At 72.3% G+C, this 15,902-nt stretch carries 13 protein-coding genes; 7 read left to right on the forward strand and 6 right to left on the reverse strand.

Annotated elements, in window-relative coordinates:
* Positions 1 to 8: 8 nt before the first annotated feature.
* From KBX26_RS30225 to KBX26_RS30240, 4 genes are all read right to left on the reverse strand, one after another.
* A complete protein-coding gene (locus tag KBX26_RS30225; RefSeq protein WP_210866963.1) occupies positions 9 to 980 on the reverse strand; it encodes a serine/threonine protein kinase in 972 nt (323 codons plus the stop codon).
* On the reverse strand, positions 977 to 1,729 hold the full coding sequence (locus tag KBX26_RS30230; protein WP_210866964.1) for an NUDIX domain-containing protein: 753 nt from the start codon (positions 1,727 to 1,729) through the stop codon (positions 977 to 979). Before KBX26_RS30230 ends, KBX26_RS30225 begins: the two co-directional genes overlap by 4 nt.
* Before the next feature lie 129 nt (positions 1,730 to 1,858).
* Positions 1,859 to 2,725, reverse strand: a complete 867-nt coding sequence (locus KBX26_RS30235; RefSeq protein WP_210866965.1) for a MaoC/PaaZ C-terminal domain-containing protein — start codon at positions 2,723 to 2,725, stop codon at positions 1,859 to 1,861.
* Positions 2,725 to 4,086, reverse strand: a complete 1,362-nt coding sequence (locus KBX26_RS30240; RefSeq protein WP_210866966.1) for a 3-oxoacyl-ACP reductase — start codon at positions 4,084 to 4,086, stop codon at positions 2,725 to 2,727. The genes KBX26_RS30235 and KBX26_RS30240 overlap by 1 nt, the downstream gene beginning before the upstream one ends.
* A 55-nt stretch (positions 4,087 to 4,141) precedes the next feature.
* Here KBX26_RS30240 and KBX26_RS30245 point away from each other — a divergent pair, with 55 nt between their 5' ends.
* The 4 genes from KBX26_RS30245 (at position 4,142) to purB (ending at position 10,503) form a co-directional block, all read left to right on the forward strand.
* The gene (locus KBX26_RS30245; protein WP_210862532.1) at positions 4,142 to 5,434 is read left to right on the forward strand and encodes an acetyl-CoA C-acetyltransferase; all 1,293 of its coding nucleotides are present in this window, start codon (positions 4,142 to 4,144) and stop codon (positions 5,432 to 5,434) included.
* Between the two features lie 159 nt (positions 5,435 to 5,593).
* Positions 5,594 to 6,628, forward strand: a complete 1,035-nt coding sequence (locus KBX26_RS30250) for a glycosyltransferase family 2 protein (protein ID WP_307857943.1) — start codon at positions 5,594 to 5,596, stop codon at positions 6,626 to 6,628.
* Positions 6,621 to 9,017, forward strand: coding sequence for a hypothetical protein (locus KBX26_RS30255; protein ID WP_210866967.1), 2,397 nt, complete (start codon positions 6,621 to 6,623; stop codon positions 9,015 to 9,017). Before KBX26_RS30250 ends, KBX26_RS30255 begins: the two co-directional genes overlap by 8 nt.
* A gap of 61 nt (positions 9,018 to 9,078) precedes the next feature.
* A complete protein-coding gene (purB, locus tag KBX26_RS30260; protein WP_030332189.1) occupies positions 9,079 to 10,503 on the forward strand; it encodes an adenylosuccinate lyase in 1,425 nt (474 codons plus the stop codon).
* A gap of 102 nt (positions 10,504 to 10,605) precedes the next feature.
* Here the strand turns inward: purB and KBX26_RS30265 are convergent, their stop codons facing one another.
* A complete protein-coding gene (locus KBX26_RS30265) occupies positions 10,606 to 11,169 on the reverse strand; it encodes a YbjQ family protein (protein WP_081883826.1) in 564 nt (187 codons plus the stop codon).
* A gap of 24 nt (positions 11,170 to 11,193) precedes the next feature.
* On the reverse strand, positions 11,194 to 11,874 hold the full coding sequence (locus KBX26_RS30270; RefSeq protein ID WP_210866968.1) for a trypsin-like serine protease: 681 nt from the start codon (positions 11,872 to 11,874) through the stop codon (positions 11,194 to 11,196).
* A 356-nt stretch (positions 11,875 to 12,230) separates the two neighbouring features.
* Between KBX26_RS30270 and purS the strand changes: the two genes are divergently transcribed.
* The 3 genes from purS to purL are packed head-to-tail and all read left to right on the forward strand — an operon-like array spanning position 12,231 to position 15,899.
* Positions 12,231 to 12,494, forward strand: coding sequence for a phosphoribosylformylglycinamidine synthase subunit PurS (purS, locus tag KBX26_RS30275; RefSeq protein WP_030332194.1), 264 nt, complete (start codon positions 12,231 to 12,233; stop codon positions 12,492 to 12,494).
* Positions 12,491 to 13,174: a phosphoribosylformylglycinamidine synthase subunit PurQ gene (gene purQ / locus KBX26_RS30280; protein ID WP_210866969.1), complete on the forward strand. Its 684-nt coding sequence runs from the start codon at positions 12,491 to 12,493 to the stop codon at positions 13,172 to 13,174. Before purS ends, purQ begins: the two co-directional genes overlap by 4 nt.
* Positions 13,175 to 13,229: 55 nt before the next feature.
* Entirely contained in the window at positions 13,230 to 15,899 is a 2,670-nt protein-coding gene (gene purL, locus KBX26_RS30285; RefSeq protein WP_210866970.1) for a phosphoribosylformylglycinamidine synthase subunit PurL, read from the forward strand.
* Positions 15,900 to 15,902: the final 3 nt, after the last annotated feature.

Raw genomic sequence — 15,902 nt, forward strand, 5'->3', positions numbered from 1 at the left:
ACAGCTCCTTAGGGGGTGAGGGTGAAGGGGCGGAAGGTGCGGGGCCCGTAGAGCCGGTCCAGCACCTGGTCGAGTTCGCGCAGCAGGCCCCAGGCGTCGTCGGGCCGGTCGGGGAGGCGGCGCTGACGGCAGCCTTGGGCGAAGGTGAGCAGCTCGCGCGGCGCGTGGCGGTTGAGCAGCGAGGTCATGCAGCGGGTGGCCATCCAGATGTCGGTGCCCGGCGCGCACTGCCGCTTCTGGGCGACCTCGGGCGGGTACCAGTCCTCGTGGCCGGGCACCAGCGCCGGGATCGTGCTGCCGACGGGGGCGGAGAAGCACCAGTCGACCAGCACCACGCCGTGGGCGTCCGGCTCGATCAGGACGTGTCGCGGCACTACCGCGCCGTGCACGATGCCGGCCCGGTGGGCCAGGCCGAGCACCACCAGCAGCCGCCGCCACATCCAGGCCACGTCCCGGGCGTCCAGCCCGTCCGGGTACGCGCGCCGCACCTCGTCGAGTGTGTGCAGGCCGGATGCGGTGGCGAGCACGTTGATCCGCCGTTCGGCGCCGGTCACGCTGTCGCGGTGCCGGAATTCGTCGACGAGCCTCGGCACGTACGGCAGGTAGCGCGGGTCGCCGCGCTCGGCGATGGTGTGCAGGGCGTGCGCCTCGCGGGCCATCAGGTCGTTGTCGGTGGGCTGTCGGGGCAGCTTGAGCAGCCGGTCGTCGCCGACGTCGTAGAGGTCGGCGAGATCGCCGGAGTGGACCGGCGCGCCGAGTCGGTAGTCGCCGAGGACGGTGACCCGCCGGGCCTGCCACCGGGTGGTGACGTGGATGAAGGCTTCGGTGGCTTCGGCGCGTACCGCCGGGTCGGTCGGCAGGCGGTCGGGGTGCAGGGCCGCGACCAGCTCGCGGTAGCGGCGGGCCGACTGATCGGTGCCGAACAGGTCGGTGTCGGTGCGGGCGGCAGCGACCAGGCGGATGGCCTCGGTGGTCCTCACCGCACCGTCTCCTCGCGGGCGGGGCGCAGAAGCGCCGGGTGCAGCAGCCGGGCGTCGCCGGCCCGGTAGAGCCGGGCGCGGGGACCGCCTCGGGCCCCACCGCGCTCGGTGCTGGCGCCGGTGCTCTCCACGAAGCCCGGCACGGAGAGCACCTTGCGGTGGAAGTTGCCGGCGTGCAGCGGGTGCCCCCAGACGGTCTCGTAGACGGCCCGCAGCTCGCTGATGGTGAACTCGGCGGCGAGGAAGCGGGTGGCGAGGGGGGTGTACTCCAGCTTGGAGCGGGCCCGTTCCAGCGCGTCGTCGATGATCCGGCCGTGGTCGAAGGCGAGCTGTCGGCTGGTCAACGCGGTCACCGGCAGCCAGATCGCCTCGTCGGCGTCGCTGCCGGCGGCGGGGTCCGGCAGGTCGGGGGCGAACGCGAGGTGGGCGATCGAGACGACCCGCATCCGCGGGTCCCGGTCGGGAGCGCCATAGCTGCCCAACTGCTCCAGGTGTACGCGGCGCAGCTCCTCGCCGCCGAGCCCGGTCTCCTCGGCCAGCTCCCGTCGGGCGCCGGCGGTCAGGTCCTCGTCGGGGCGGACGAAGCCGCCGGGCAGCGCCCAGTGCCCGGCGAAGGGTGCCTCGCCGCGCCGGATCAGCAGCAGGTGCAGCGCGTCCTCGCGGATGGTCAGCGCCACCACGTCGACGGTCACGGCGACCGACGGGTAGGCCCGGGGGTCGTACGCGGCCAGGAACTCCTGCTCGTTCATCGTGTCACTCTCATTCTGAGAACATCTCGCTGTGAGAACAACTTAGCGCATGGGGGCGCCGTTGCCAAGAGGGCGCAATCAGCGCACGGACGCTTCGGTGCGTTCAGCGCACGGGACGCTTCGGTGCGCTCAGCGCAGATGACCCGCCAGGTGTGGTCGGCCACGCGAGTCGTGCAGTGTGAAGCCGCCGTCCGGCAGCAGCGCGAAGCTCACAGTGCTCGGCAGCGGCACGGGCAGCTTGAAGGCGACCTCGACGGTGTACGCGTCGGGCAGTCGGGCCTCCAGCGCGGCCAGGCAGCGCGCCTTGCTCCACATGCCGTGCGCGATCGGCCGGCGGAAACCGAACAGCCGCGCCCCGAGTCGGGACGTGTGGATCGGGTTGTGGTCGCCGGAGACCCGCGCGTACTCCGTACCGATGCGCGGGTCCACCCGCCAGCGGGCGGTGGCCGTCGGCGGCGCGGGCCGTTCGCCCCGGTCGCGTCCGCCGGGCGTGCGCTCCCGACCGAGGTACGTCGAGACGCCGCGCCACACCTCCTCCCCGTCGACCGAGCCGACCAGCACCACGTCGACCTGCCGCCCCCGGTCGTGTGGGCGCAGATTCTCCGCGTACGTGGTGAAGTCGAGGGTCTCGTCGCCGGTGATCGGGCGGTGCACGGTGATCCGGTTGCCCACGTGCACCAGACCGAGCAGCGGGACGGGGAAGTCCGGCGCGGTCATCAGGCGTAGGGCCAGCGGGAAGCCCATGACGTGCGGAAACGTCGCGGGCAGCCGATCGCTCAGCCGGAACCCGCAGACCCGGTCGTAGTCGGCCAACCGCCCCCGGTCCACTGTCACCCCGCCCACCGTCAACTCGACCGCCGGCAGGTCGGGCCCTCGCCGCCCGCCCCCGAGGCCCGGCAGCGCGCCGAGCAACGCCCGTCGGTGCAGCGCCCCGGCCGCCGGCATCCGAGCCAGCTCGACACTGGTACGACCGCCCGGTCCCGACTGCCCGCCCATCACGCCCCCAGCAGGCTCTGCCCGCACACCCGGACCACGTTTCCGCTGACCGCGCCGCTGGCCGGCCAGGCCAGCCAACCGATCGTCTCGGCCACGTCCACCGGCAACCCGCCCTGGGCCAGGCTGTTCATCCGCCGGCCCGCCTCGCGGACCACCAGCGGGATGCGCGCGGTGAGCCGGGTCTCGATGAAGCCCGGGGCCACCGCGTTGACGCTGATCCCCCGTTCCCGCAGGGTCGGGGCCAGTGAGTCGACCAACCCGATCACGCCAGCCTTGCTGGTGGCGTAGTTGGTCTGCCCCCGGTTGCCGGCGATCCCGGCGATCGAGGAGACCGAGATGATTCGTCCGCCGGTCGGGATCAGCTCCCGCTCCAGCAGCACGTCGTTGATCCGCTCCTGGCTGGAGAGGTTGACGTCGATGACCTGGTCCCACCGGTCGGCGTCCATCCGGCCGAGCGTCTTGTCCCGGGTGATGCCGGCGTTGTGCACCACCACGTCGACCCGGCCGTGCCGGCTGGCCAGGTGCTCGGCGAGTCGGGTCGGCGCGTCCGGCGCGGTCAGGTCGAGTTGGACGGCGGTGCCGCCGATGTCGTTCGCCACCGCGGCGAGCGCGTCGCCGGCCGCCGGGATGTCCAGGGCCACCACCGTCGCGCCGTCGCGGGCCAGCACCTTGGCCAGCGCCGCGCCGATGCCCCGCGCGGCGCCGGTGACCAGCACCACCTGACCGTCCAGTGGGCGGTCCCAGTCGGCCGGGGTGCTCGCCGTGCCGCCGCCGACCCGGACGACCTGCCCCGACACGTACGCGGACCGCCCGGACAGCAGGAAACGGAGGGTCGATTCGAGGCTGGTGGCAGTGCCCGCGGCGAGGGTCGGGCCGTCGGCGCGGCTCACGTAGACGAGTTGCGCGGTGCTGCCCCGGCCGAATTCCTTGCCGATGCTGCGGACCAGACCTTCGAGGGCGCGCTGGGCCGTCGCCTCGCGGGGTGTCGCGCACTCCCGTGGCGGGGTGCCCAGCACGATCACCCGACCGCTGGGCAGCACGGCCCGGGCCTGCGGGTGGAAGAAGTCGTAGAGCTGGCGCAGCTCGGTCGAGTCGGTGACCCCGGTGGCGTCGAAGAGCAGTGCCCCGTACCGCTGCCCGGTGGCTGCCGGGTCGGCCAGCTCGACCCCGGCGGCGGTCAGCATCTTGGCGAGCGGCTCGGCGAGCCGGCCGCCGGTGGCCGCGCCGAGCAGCGCCGGCCCGGGCAGCAGCGGGTCGCCGGGGTGGTGCCGGCGCAGTCGGGGCGGGTCGGGCAGCCCGAGGCGCTTGACCAGCGCGCGGCCGGCGGCCGATTGGACGAAGCTCGCGTACCTGTCGGTCATGGGCGTAGCCTACTGGCGAGTAGGGTTTGAGCAACACATCTTGAGGAGGCGGATCGTGCAGAGCATCCGGCGGGTCGCGGTCATCGGGGGCAACCGCATCCCCTTCGCCCGTTCCAACTCCCGCTACGCGGACGCGTCGAACGCCGACCTGCTCGGCGCGGCGCTCGACGGCCTGGTCGCCCGCTACGGCCTGGCCGGGCAGCGGGTCGGCGAGGTGGTGACCGGAGCGGTGCTCAAGCACTCCCGCGACTTCAACCTCACCCGCGAGGTCGTCCTCGGCTCCCGGCTCGACCCGCACACCCCGGCGTACGACATCCAGCAGGCGTGCGGCACCGGCCTGGAGGCGACGATCCTGGTCGCCAACAAGATCGCCCTCGGCCAGCTCGACGTGGGCATCGCCGGCGGCGTGGACACCACCTCCGACGCCCCGCTCGCCGTCAACGAGGAGATGCGCCGCACGCTGCTCAAGCTCAACAGCGCCCGCACCCTGGGCGAACGGCTCAAGATCGCGGCGAAGCTGCGCCCGCTCCAGCCGTTCAAGCCGGACATCCCGCGCAACGCCGAGCCGCGTACCGGCCTGTCCATGGGTGAGCACGCCGCCCGAACCGCAGTGCGGTGGCAGATCGACAGGCGATCCCAGGACGAGCTGGCGCTGCGCTCGCACCAGCGGCTCGCCGCCGCGTACGACAGGGGCTTCTTCGACGACCTGATGACGCCGTACCTGGGGCTGACCCGCGACGCGAACCTGCGCCCGGACACCAGCGTGGAGAAGCTCGGCTCGCTCAAGCCGGTCTTCGGCACCCGTGGCCCGGACGCCGAGCACGCCACCATGACCGCCGGCAACTCGTCGCCCCTCACCGACGGCGCATCCACTGTGCTGCTGGCCAGCGAGGAGTGGGCGGCGGCGCACAACCTGCCGGTGCTGGCCTGGTTCAGCTGGTCGGAGACGGCGGCTGTGGACTTCGTCCACGGCGACGAGGGCCTGCTGATGGCACCCGCGTACGCGGTCCCCCGGATGCTGGCCCGCGCCGGCCTGACGTTGCAGGACTTCGACTACTACGAGATCCACGAGGCGTTCGCGTCGCAGGTGCTGGCCACCCTCGCCGCCTGGGAGTCGCCGGAGTTCTGCAAGGACCGGCTCGGCCTGGACGCGCCGCTGGGCGCGGTCGACACCGACCGGCTCAACGTCAACGGCTCGTCGCTGGCTGCCGGGCACCCGTTCGCCGCCACCGGCGGGCGGATCGTTGCCACACTGGCCAAACTGCTGGCCGAGAAGGGCAGCGGACGCGGGCTGATCTCCATCTGCGCCGCCGGCGGTCAGGGCGTGACAGCCATCCTGGAGCGCTGAACGCACGGTCCGTCCCTTATCGGGACGCCTGCCGGCGGGCGTTAACGGACCGTTCAGGAGTTGGTCCGCTGGCCGAGGGTTTACCACGCGATCGTGATCGTTGCCGCGCTCCCGGCGCGGGAACTGCTCACTCCTGCGTGCGGAACGGGGCGTGTCACCGTGGAGTCAGCCCTCAGCCGGACGACCACCCTCTCGGTGGTCATCCCGATGTTCAACGAGGCTGCGGTCATCCCAGCGCTGGTCGCCCGGCTGCGACCGGTGCTCGACGCGCTCGCCGTCGACTACGAGGTGGTCGCCGTCGACGACGGCAGCCGGGACGACACCGTGTCGGCGCTCTTCGACCACGGCCGGGAGTGGCCGCAACTGCGGGTGCTCCGGCTGCGGCGCAACAGTGGCCACCAGGCGGCGTTGACCGCCGGCCTGCACCGGGCCGTCGGCCAGTGGGTGGTCAGCCTCGACGCCGATCTCCAGGATCCGCCGGAGACCATCGCCGAGATGCTCCGGGTGGCCCGCGAGGACGGGGTGGATGTCGTCTACGGCGTTCGCGCCGACCGCAGCACCGACACGATGTTCAAGCGCAACACCGCCCGCGGCTACTACTGGGCGATGCGCCGGCTCGTCGGCGTCGACCTGCCCGCGCAGGCCGGCGACTTCCGGTTGCTCAGCCGGGACGTGATCGAGGTGCTGCGCCGGTTGCCCGAACGCGCCCCGGTCTATCGGCTGCTGGTGCCGTCGCTCGGCTTCCCCAGCGCCGAGGTGCGCTACGACCGGGAGGCCCGCGCCGCCGGCGAGACGAAGTATCCGCTGCGCCGGATGATGGCCCTGGCCTGGGAGAGCACCGCGAACTTCTCCGCCGCGCCGCTGCGCCTGGCCACCTGGCTGGGGATGTCCAGCTTCCTGCTCTGCCTCGCGCTGATCGTGTTCGGCATGGTCGTGCACGTCTCCGGCGCCACCATCCCCGGCTGGACGTCGATGTTCGTCGCGGTGCTGCTGCTCAGTGGGGTGCAGTTGATCTGCCTCGGCCTGTTGGGTGACTACGTCGGCCGGATCTACGCCACGGTGCAGAACCGGCCCGCGTTCCACATCGGGTTCGACTCCCGGGACGAGCGGGATGAGCCCGCGGGTGCGAAGCCCGTCGCACGGGGCGACGACCGTACGCCGAGCTTCGATTCGGTGGTCGGCGTCCGTGGCTGACACCCTGGTGGCCGAGCGGATCGACACCCCGACCCCGACGTCGCGCCGGACCGTTCTCGTGCCGCTGCTCAGCACGCTCCCGTGGGCGCTGGTGATCGCCGCGCTGCTCGTGGCCTGGTCGCGCGGCGGCGTGCCCACCCTGGACGTCGCGCGGTTCGGCGCGTACTGGGTCCTCGCGTTGGTGCTTCCCGGGACCCTGGTGCACCGCGCGCTGCGCGGCAGCCGGGGCAACCTCCCGGAGGACCTCGGCTACGGCGCGGCCACCGGCCTGCTGTTGGAGATCATCGCCTGGGCGTTGGCCGCCGCGACCGGTCAGCAGTCCCTGTTGCGGTGGTGGCCGCTGCCCGTCCTCGTCGCGTTCGCCGCCGTCCCCCGGCTGCGCCGGCACTGGCGGGTCGGCGGGCGCCGTCCACTGCCGCTGGCCTGGCACTGGGGGATGGGAGCGGCGCTGCTGCTGGTGCTGGCCTGGGGCTACACCCAGTGGCGGATGGTTCCGCTGCCGCCGGTGTACGGCAGCTACTACCAGGACGTGCTCTACCACCTGGGTCTGGTGCAGGAGCTGACCCGGGCGATGCCGTTCGAGTTGCCGCACGTCGCCGGGGAGGCGCTGCGCTACCACTACCTGTCCGACGCGCACATCGCCAGCGGCAGCATGATCACCGGAATCTCGCCGGCGGTGGTGCTGCTGCGACTCTGGCTGGTGCCGGTGATCGGTACGGCGGTGCTGCTCGCGGCCGGGCTCGCCCGCGACCTGAGCGGGGCCGTCTGGGCCGGTCCGGTGGCCGCCCTCGCCGCCTTCACCGGGAGCACTGTCACGCTCGGCTCGCCAGTCGGCGTATCCGGCGAGATGCCACTGTCATACGCCAGCCCTTCCCAGACGTACGCGCTGGTGCCGCTGCTGCTGCTCGCCGGGCTGGTCGTCGACGTGGCCCGGGGGCGGTCCCTCGGCGCGGCCTGGCCGCTGGTTCCGGTGCTCGGGCTGGTCTGTGCCGGGGCGAAGTCCAGCGCGGTGCCGCCGCTGATCGCCGGCCTGGGTCTCACCGTCGTCGTGTTCTGGTGGCGCAGGCGACAGGTCCCCCGACCGGCACTGGTGGCGCTGGCCTGCCTGGTGGCGGCGATGGCGCTCGGTTTCCGGCTGTTCGCCGGTGGCGGGGCGGGCACCTTGCGCGTGCAGGCGTTGGCGTTGCTGCACTTCATCGCCCCGTACGCGGAGACCCTCGGCACGGGTGACGGAATCTGGCCGAGCGCGCCGCTGCCGCCGGGCATCAACGACGGCGGTGTTCTCGGCTGGCTGCTGGCGTTCGCCGTGGTCGCCTGGTGGGTGCTGGGTCAGACGCCCCGGTGGGTGGGCATGGGCCTGCTCGTCGACGGTGGGCACCGGGCCGATCCGGCCGTCTGGCTGCTCGCCGGCACGGTACTGGCCGGGGCGGGAGCCACCTGGGTGTTCCAGCACCCGTCGATCAGTCAGATCTACTTCTGGATGGGGGTCATCCCGGTCGGTGTCGTGCTGACCACCTGGTCCCTCGCCCAGGCGCGGGCGCCCTGGCCGGTGCTGGTGGTGCCCGCCGTGGCCGGCGCGCTGGCGGGGCTCGCCACGGCCGGCACGGTGGTGGGCTTCGCCGTGCCGAGGATCAGCCGTCCCGGCACCCCCACCACCTCGACCGTCGAGGGCTGGCTGCGGGTGCTGGGTCTCTCGGCGGCCCGGTACGTGCTGTTCGTGGCGGTGGCCGCCGCGCTCGCCGTCGGGGTGGCCGCCCTGTGGCGGCGCCGCGTCCCGTCGTCGGTCCCGGGGCGGGCAGCCCCGGCGGGTCGTCGGCGGGCGGCGGCGATCGCCCTGGCCGGGGTGACCGCGGCGATGCTCGGTGCCAGCGCCGCCGTCGTCGTGGGCGGGACCGTCCGTTCGGTGCTGACCGAGCCGGTGCCGGCGACCGTGCCGCAGGCGTACGCGCTGACCGCCGACGAGATGCGCGCGGCGCTGTGGCTGGACGACAACGCCGCCGACGACGACGTGGTCGCCACCAACGTGCACTGTCGGCCGGTGCGGACCACCCCGCACTGCGACGCCCGCGCGTTCTGGGTGACCGGCCTGGGCGGGCACCGCACGGTGGTGGAGAGCTGGGGCTACACCGACGAGGTGGTGGCCGCGCACGGCGTCGAGAACCTCGGGTACGCCCGACAGAGCTTCCCCGATCAGGCGTTGCTCGCGCTCAACGACGGGGTGTTCAGCAGGCCGACCCGGGCGGACCTGGACCGGCTCCGCACCGAGCACGGGGTCCGGTGGCTCTTCGCCGACAGCCGGGCGGGCGCGGTGTCGGCGGAGCTGGCCGGGTTGGCGCAGGTCCGGCTGGTCGCCGGCCCGGTCACCGTCTACGAGCTGAACCGCCAGTGACGACCTGAGCACCCCCGGCCCGGTCCCGGCGTCCACCAGCGGGTGCGGGACAATGAGGTACGTGACGACGATCCCCAACGTGCTGGCCAACCGGTACGCCTCGCCCGAACTGGCAGCCCTCTGGTCCCCGGAGGAGAAGGTCCGGATGGAGCGGCGGCTCTGGCTCGCCGTGCTCCGCGCCCAGCGCGACCTGGGCGTGCCGGTGCCGGACGGCGTGGTCGAGGCGTACGAGCGGGTGCTCGACCAGGTCGACCTCGCCTCGATCGCGCAGCGGGAGCGGGTCACCCGGCACGACGTGAAGGCCCGGATCGAGGAGTTCAGCGCGCTCGCCGGGCACGAGCACGTGCACAAGGGGATGACCTCCCGGGACCTCACCGAGAACGTCGAGCAGCTACAGGTGCGCGCCTCGCTGGAGCTGATCCGCGACCGGGTGGTGGCCACCCTGGCCCGGCTCGCCTTCCTGGCGTACGAGCACTCCGAGCTGGTGATGACCGGCCGTTCGCACAACGTCGCCGCCCAGGCCACCACGCTGGGCAAGCGCTTCGCGTCGGCGGCGGAGGAGCTGCTGATCGCGTACGACCGGCTGGAGGAGCTGATCGCCCGCTACCCGCTGCGGGGGATCAAGGGACCGGTCGGCACGGCAGCCGACCAGCTCGACCTCTTCGACGGCGACGCCGACAAGGTGGCCGAGTTGGAGCGGCGGGTCGCCGAGCACCTGGGGTTCTCCCGGGTGCTGGACAGTGTCGGGCAGGTCTATCCGCGTTCACTCGACTTCGACGTGCTGGCCGCGCTGGCACAGACCGCCGCCGCGCCGTCGTCGCTGGCCACCACGATCCGGTTGATGGTCGGCCAGGAGCTGGCGACCGAGGGCTTCAAGCCGGGTCAGGTCGGTTCGAGCGCGATGCCGCACAAGATGAACACCCGCTCGTCGGAGCGGGTGAACGGCTTCGCCGTGATCATCCGGGGTTACCTGTCGATGGTCGGCGAGTTGGCCGGTGACCAGTGGAACGAGGGGGACGTGTCCTGCTCGGTGGTCCGCCGGGTGGCGTTGCCGGACGCGTTCTTCGCCGCCGACGGGCTGTTCCAGACGTTCCTCACCGTGCTCGACGAGTTCGGCGCGTACCCGGCGGTGATCAACCGGGAGCTGGAGCGGTTCCTGCCCTTCCTGGCCACCACGAAGATCCTGGTCGCGGCGGTCCGTCGGGGCGTCGGCCGGGAGGTCGCCCACGAGGTGATCAAGGAGCACGCGGTGGCGGTGGCGCTGGCGATGCGCGAGAAGGGCGCACCGGAGAACGACCTCTTCGACCGCCTGGCGGCGGACGGCCGGCTCGGCCTGTCCCGCGCCGACATCGACACCCTGGTCGCCGACCGCAACGCCTTCGTCGGTGCCGCCCAGGCCCAGGTAGCAGCGGTGACCCGCCGGATCACCAAGGTGGTGCAAACCCACCCCGACGCCGCGACCTACAGCCCACCCCCCATCCTCTAACCCCAGCCCCCCATCCTCTCGTGGTGATCAAGAGGTTTGCGTCAACTTCGATCTCCCTGGTGACCGAAACCTCTTGATCAACAGGGCAGGGTGGGCCGGGTGTCAGTCGCCGGTCGGGGTTTCGGCGGCGGTTCTCAGGTTGGGGGCGCTGGCGGGTTCGGCGATGCCGCCGGGAGATCCGGTGAAGCCCGCCGGCTCCGCGGTCTCCGCGGCGACCGCCGGCTGGTCGGCCGGCATGACCTCGGGCATCTTGGGTACGGCGACCACGGCCGTCCCGTACGCGCAGATCTCCATCCACATCTCGCCGCAGTCCCGGCTGTCGAATCGCATGCCGATCACCGCGTTCGCGCCGAGCCGCAGGGCCTCCTCGCCGAGGCGGGCCACCGAGTCGGTGCGCCACCGGGTCAGGTTGTCCGGGGCCATCGGGTCGTACGCGCCGCCGCGCAGGTTCTTGACCCCCTCGCGGTACGGGTTGCGCGTCCTGGCCATCGATGACACCACCTCACCGAGAATCTGGCGGATCTCGTAGCCGGGCAGTTGCTCTGTCGTCACGACCAGCACGTTTCCGATGCTGTCAGGAGTGGCGCGACCCGATCGTGTGCATTGTTCACCTGATCGGATGCTGCAAAACAGCGCGGCGCGGACGGCCGGCACGTGGCCGACCATCCGCGCCGCGCCGGGCGCTAACCGTCAGACACCGGCCACCGAGGTGATCCAGGCCCGGTTGTACGCAACACTGCCGTAGTTCTGGATGCTCGACCCGTCGGCGGTGGAGGCGACGCCGACCTGCTGGCCGTTGTAGAACTGCGGGCCGCCGGAGTCACCGCGCCAGGCGTTGCCGTTGATCCGGGTGCTGCGGATCGCCTGGCCGCCGTACGCGTCGGTGACGCTGTTACTGGTCACCCGGACGCTGGCGGTCTTCAGCTGGGTGGACGCCGAGCAGCCGCTGTAGCAGGTCATGCCCCAGCCGTAGATCGAGTTCGTCGAGTTGATCGGCGGGTTGCTGCTGGCCAGGCTCACCGCCGAGGTGCTGACGGTGCTGGAGAGCCGCATGAGCGCGAGGTCGTAGCGGGTGTAGGTGGCGCTGACCGTGCGGGTGACCCCGCCGGAGGTGCGGTTCACGCTTCCGATGCGCACCGACATGGTGCCGCTGATGCAGTGCCGGGCGGTGAGCACCCACTGCGCGGCGATGACGCTGCCGGAGCAGGTGAACGAGCCGTTGCTGAGCACCGCGGCGGCCCAGGGCGCGGACGAGACGGTGCTGCCGCCGATGATGAGTGGACTGACCGGGGCGGCGGACGCTGCGGACGTGACGCCGAGGGCGCCGACCAGTGCGGTGCTGAGGACGGCGAGCAGGGGGCGGATGCGCATCGGGTGGACTCCTTGGGCGGGGCGGACCCGGGGTCGCCGGGTGCGGATGGGGCGGCAACGGGGATTCCCGTGGACGCATGAATCGACCTACGTCGATGTACAGTAGGTCCCGCCGCGATCATTATCAAGGACCTGATCGAGTTTGATCAATGTAACGATTCAGCCACCCGCAGCGCCGTATATGTCCTGCTGAGGCCACCTGTAGCGCCTGACGGGCCACCCTGGGCGCCGATAGTGTTGAGCACTGCCTGAACTCCAGCCGGCCGGTGCGCCCGCGGCGATATCTGCCAGGTACGCTGGCTGCGCTCGCCCATTGTGGGTCGGCACCCAACTGCGTACACAGTCAGGAGTGCCCAGTGCCTCGCGTCGTCGTCGACGTCATGCTCAAGCCCGAGATCCTCGATCCGCAGGGCCAGGCCGTCGCAAACGCGCTGCCCCGGCTCGGCGTCAGTGACGTCGCCTCGGTTCGGATCGGCAGGCGGATCGAGATCGAGTTCACCGGTGAACCGGACCTGGACCGCGCTCGGGAAATTGCCGACAAACTGCTCGCCAACCCGGTCATCGAGGACTTCACCGTCCGCCTGGTCGAGGCCGACGAGACCGCGGATGCCCGCTCGTGACCGCCCGGGTCGGTGTGGTCACCTTCCCCGGCTCGCTCGACGACGGGGACGCGGCCCGGGCCGTCCGGATCGCTGGCGCTGAGCCGGTCCGGCTCTGGCACGGTGACCCGCAGCTGCACGGGGTCGACGCGGTCGTCCTGCCCGGCGGGTTCTCCTACGGTGACTACCTGCGGTGCGGTGCCATCGCCCGGTTCGCCCCGGTGATGGAGACGATCGTGGACGCCGCCCGGGGCGGTCTGCCGGTGCTCGGCATCTGCAACGGCTTCCAGATCCTCTGCGAGGCGCACCTGCTTCCCGGCGCGCTCACCCGCAACCAGCACCTGCACTTCCGCAACCGGGACCAGGTCCTGCGCATCGAGTCGGTCGGGACGGCGTGGACCAACGCGTTCCAGCCCGGCCAGGAGGTGCTCATCCCGGTCAAGAACGGCGAGGGCTGCTACGTCGCGGACACCGCGACGCTGGACCAGCTCGAAGCCGAGGGCCGGGTGGTCGCCCGCTACATCGGTGGCAACCCCAACGGGTCCCAGCGCGACATCGCCGCGATCACCAACGCCGCCGGCAACGTGGTCGGCATCATGCCGCACCCCGAGCACGCGGTGGAGGCGCTCACTGGCCCTTCGCTGGACGGTCTCGGCTTCTTCACGTCGGCCCTCAAGCACCTGGTCGGGGCACCAGCATGATCATCGGTCAGCTCAACCGCCGGCCTGGCGGGCCCGAGCGCAGCGAGGAGAGGTCATGACCACCCATCCGGACCCGGTACGGGACACACCGGAGGCGTACTCCGCACCGGCGCAGCCGACCGAGCCGAGCCCGGCCCAGCCGGTCGCGCCCGCGACCGCTCCCGCCCAGCCGGCCACCGCAGTCTGGGCCGAGGGCGTGGACACCGTGCCGCGCGCCGGTGGCACCCCGGGCGAGCTTCAGCCGTACACCGAGCTGGGCCTGCGCGACGACGAGTACGACCGGATCCGGCAGATCCTCGGCCGCCGGCCCACGCAGTCCGAGCTGGCGATGTACTCGATCATGTGGAGCGAGCACTGCTCCTACAAGTCGAGCAAGGTGCACCTGCGCCAGTTCGGCGAGAAGGCCCCGCAGAGCGACCGGCTGCTCGCCGGCATCGGTGAGAACGCCGGCGTCGTGCAGGTCTCCGACGAGCTGGCGGTGACCTTCAAGGTCGAGTCGCACAACCACCCGAGCTTCGTCGAGCCGTACCAGGGTGCGGCGACCGGCGTCGGCGGCATCGTCCGCGACATCCTCGCCATGGGTGCCCGCCCGGTCGCCGTGATGGACCCGCTGCGCTTCGGTGCCGCGGACCACCCGGACACCGCCCGGGTGCTCACCGGTGTGGTCGCCGGCGTCGGCGGCTACGGCAACTGCCTGGGCCTGCCCAACATCGGTGGCGAGCTGGTCTTCGACCCCTCCTACCAGGGCAATCCGCTGCTCAACGCGCTCTGCCTGGGCGTGCTGCCGGTCAACCGGTTGCAGAACAAGGCGGCCGCCGGGCCGGGCAACGTTGTCGTGCTGATGGGCGCCAAGACCGGCCGCGACGGCATCGGCGGCGTCTCGGTGCTGGCCAGCGCCACCTTCGACGAGGGCAGCGAGGCCCGCCGCCCCGCCGTGCAGGTCGGTGACCCGTTCACCGAGAAGCTGCTCATCGAGGCGTGCCTCGAGCTGTACGACGGCCAACTGGTCGTCGGCATCCAGGACCTCGGCGGCGCCGGCCTGACCTGCGCGCTCACCGAGACCGCCGCCGCTGCCGGCACCGGCATGCGGGTCTGGCTGGAGCGGGTCCCGCTGCGCGAGCCTTCCATGGACCCGCACGAGATCCTCGCCAGCGAGTCGCAGGAGCGGATGCTGCTGGTCGTCGAGCCGGACAAGCTCGACGCGGTGCTCAAGACCTGCGAGAAGTGGGGCGTCCTCGCCACCGCCATCGGTGAGGTCACCGCACCGGAGCCGGACGGCCGCCCGGGTCGACTGCTGATCACCTGGCAGGACCACCTGGTCGTCGACGTGCCGCCGGGTTCGCTCGTCGACGACGGCCCGGTCTACGCCCGCCCGATGCGGGAGCCCGCCGACCTGATCCTGCTCCAGGCCGACCGCGCCGAGACGCTGCCCCGCCCGGCCGACCCGGAGGCGCTGCGGGAGACCGTGCTGCGCATGATCGCGTCGCCGAACCTGGCCGACAAGACCTGGGTCACCGAGCAGTACGACCGCTACGTGCTGGGCAACACAGTGCTCGCCCAGCCGGAGGACGGCGGCGTGATCCGGATCGACGAGCGGACCGGTCTCGGCGTGGCGCTGTCGGTGGACGGCAACGGCCGCTACGCCCGACTGGACCCGTACAACGGCACCAAGCTGGCCCTGGCCGAGGCGTACCGGAACGTGGCGGTGACCGGCGCGAAGCCGATCGCCGTGACCAACTGCCTCAACTTCGGCTCCCCCGAGGACCCGGGCGTGATGTGGCAGTTCGCCGAGGCCGTGCGCGGTCTGGCGGACGGCTGCCTGGAGCTGGGCATCCCGGTGACCGGCGGCAACGTCAGCTTCTACAACCAGACCGGTGCAGCGGCCATCCACCCGACCCCGGTGGTCGGCGTGCTCGGTGTGCTGGACAACGTCGCCGATCGGGTGCCGATGGGCTTCGTGCCGCGCGCCGGTGGCGACCACGACCAGCTCTACCTGCTCGGCGAGACGAACGTGGAGCTGTCCGGCTCGGAGTGGGCCTGGGTGACGCACGAGCACCTCGGCGGCATCCCGCCGCAGGTCGACCTCGCGCGGGAGAAGGCGCTCGCCGAGCTGCTGGCCGAGGCGGCCCGCGTCGGTCACCTCAGCTCGGCACACGACCTCTCCGACGGTGGCCTCGCCCAGAGCCTGGTCGAGTCCTGCCTGCGGCGGGGGGTCGGTGCCCGGATCGCGGTGCCGGAGCAGTTCGCCGAGGGATCCATGCCGTTCGTCTACCTGTTCAGCGAGTCCGCCACGCGGGCGCTGGTGTCGGTGCCGCGTGGCCACGACAAGGCGTTCGCGGCGCTCTGCGCCGAGCGGGGCGTGCCGTTCGAGCTGATCGGCGTCACCGACCCGTCCGGTGGGGCGCTTGAGGTGCACGGCCAGTTCCGGATCGGCCTGGACGAGCTGCGCGCCGCGCACACCGAGACGTTGCCGCGCCTCTTCGGGGGTTCGGCGGCCGTCGAGGTGCCCGCGCCGGCCGCCGGTGTGGCGGGTGCGGTCGAGGCTGTTCCGCTGCCGGGCGAGCCGGCCGAGCCGGTCGACGCGGCCGAGGTGGTCTCCGAGCCGATCGCCTCGTCGGGCCCGTCCCCGGAGACCGGGGCGGTCGAGCCGATCGGATCAGAACAGCCCGCTGCGGCGTCCGAGTCTGACCCCGGTGTCACCGAGCCGTCGACCGACGAGCGCTGAGGC

This window comes from Micromonospora sp. C97 (genome assembly GCF_018070385.1).
Taxonomy (GTDB): Bacteria; Actinomycetota; Actinomycetes; order Mycobacteriales; family Micromonosporaceae; genus Micromonospora; species Micromonospora parva.

Excerpts from the sequence above, each read along its gene's own strand:
- KBX26_RS30230 (WP_210866964.1), bottom strand. The coding sequence starts at position 1,729 with ATGAACGAGCAGGAGTTCCTGGCCGCGTACGACCCCCGGGCCTACCCG.
- KBX26_RS30235 (WP_210866965.1), bottom strand. The coding sequence starts at position 2,725 with ATGGGCGGGCAGTCGGGACCGGGCGGTCGTACCAGTGTCGAGCTGGCT.
- KBX26_RS30240 (WP_210866966.1), bottom strand. The coding sequence starts at position 4,086 with ATGACCGACAGGTACGCGAGCTTCGTCCAATCGGCCGCCGGCCGCGCG.
- KBX26_RS30265 (WP_081883826.1), bottom strand. The coding sequence starts at position 11,169 with ATGGTCGGCCACGTGCCGGCCGTCCGCGCCGCGCTGTTTTGCAGCATC.
- KBX26_RS30270 (WP_210866968.1), bottom strand. The coding sequence starts at position 11,874 with ATGCGCATCCGCCCCCTGCTCGCCGTCCTCAGCACCGCACTGGTCGGC.
- purL (WP_210866970.1), top strand. The coding sequence starts at position 13,230 with ATGACCACCCATCCGGACCCGGTACGGGACACACCGGAGGCGTACTCC.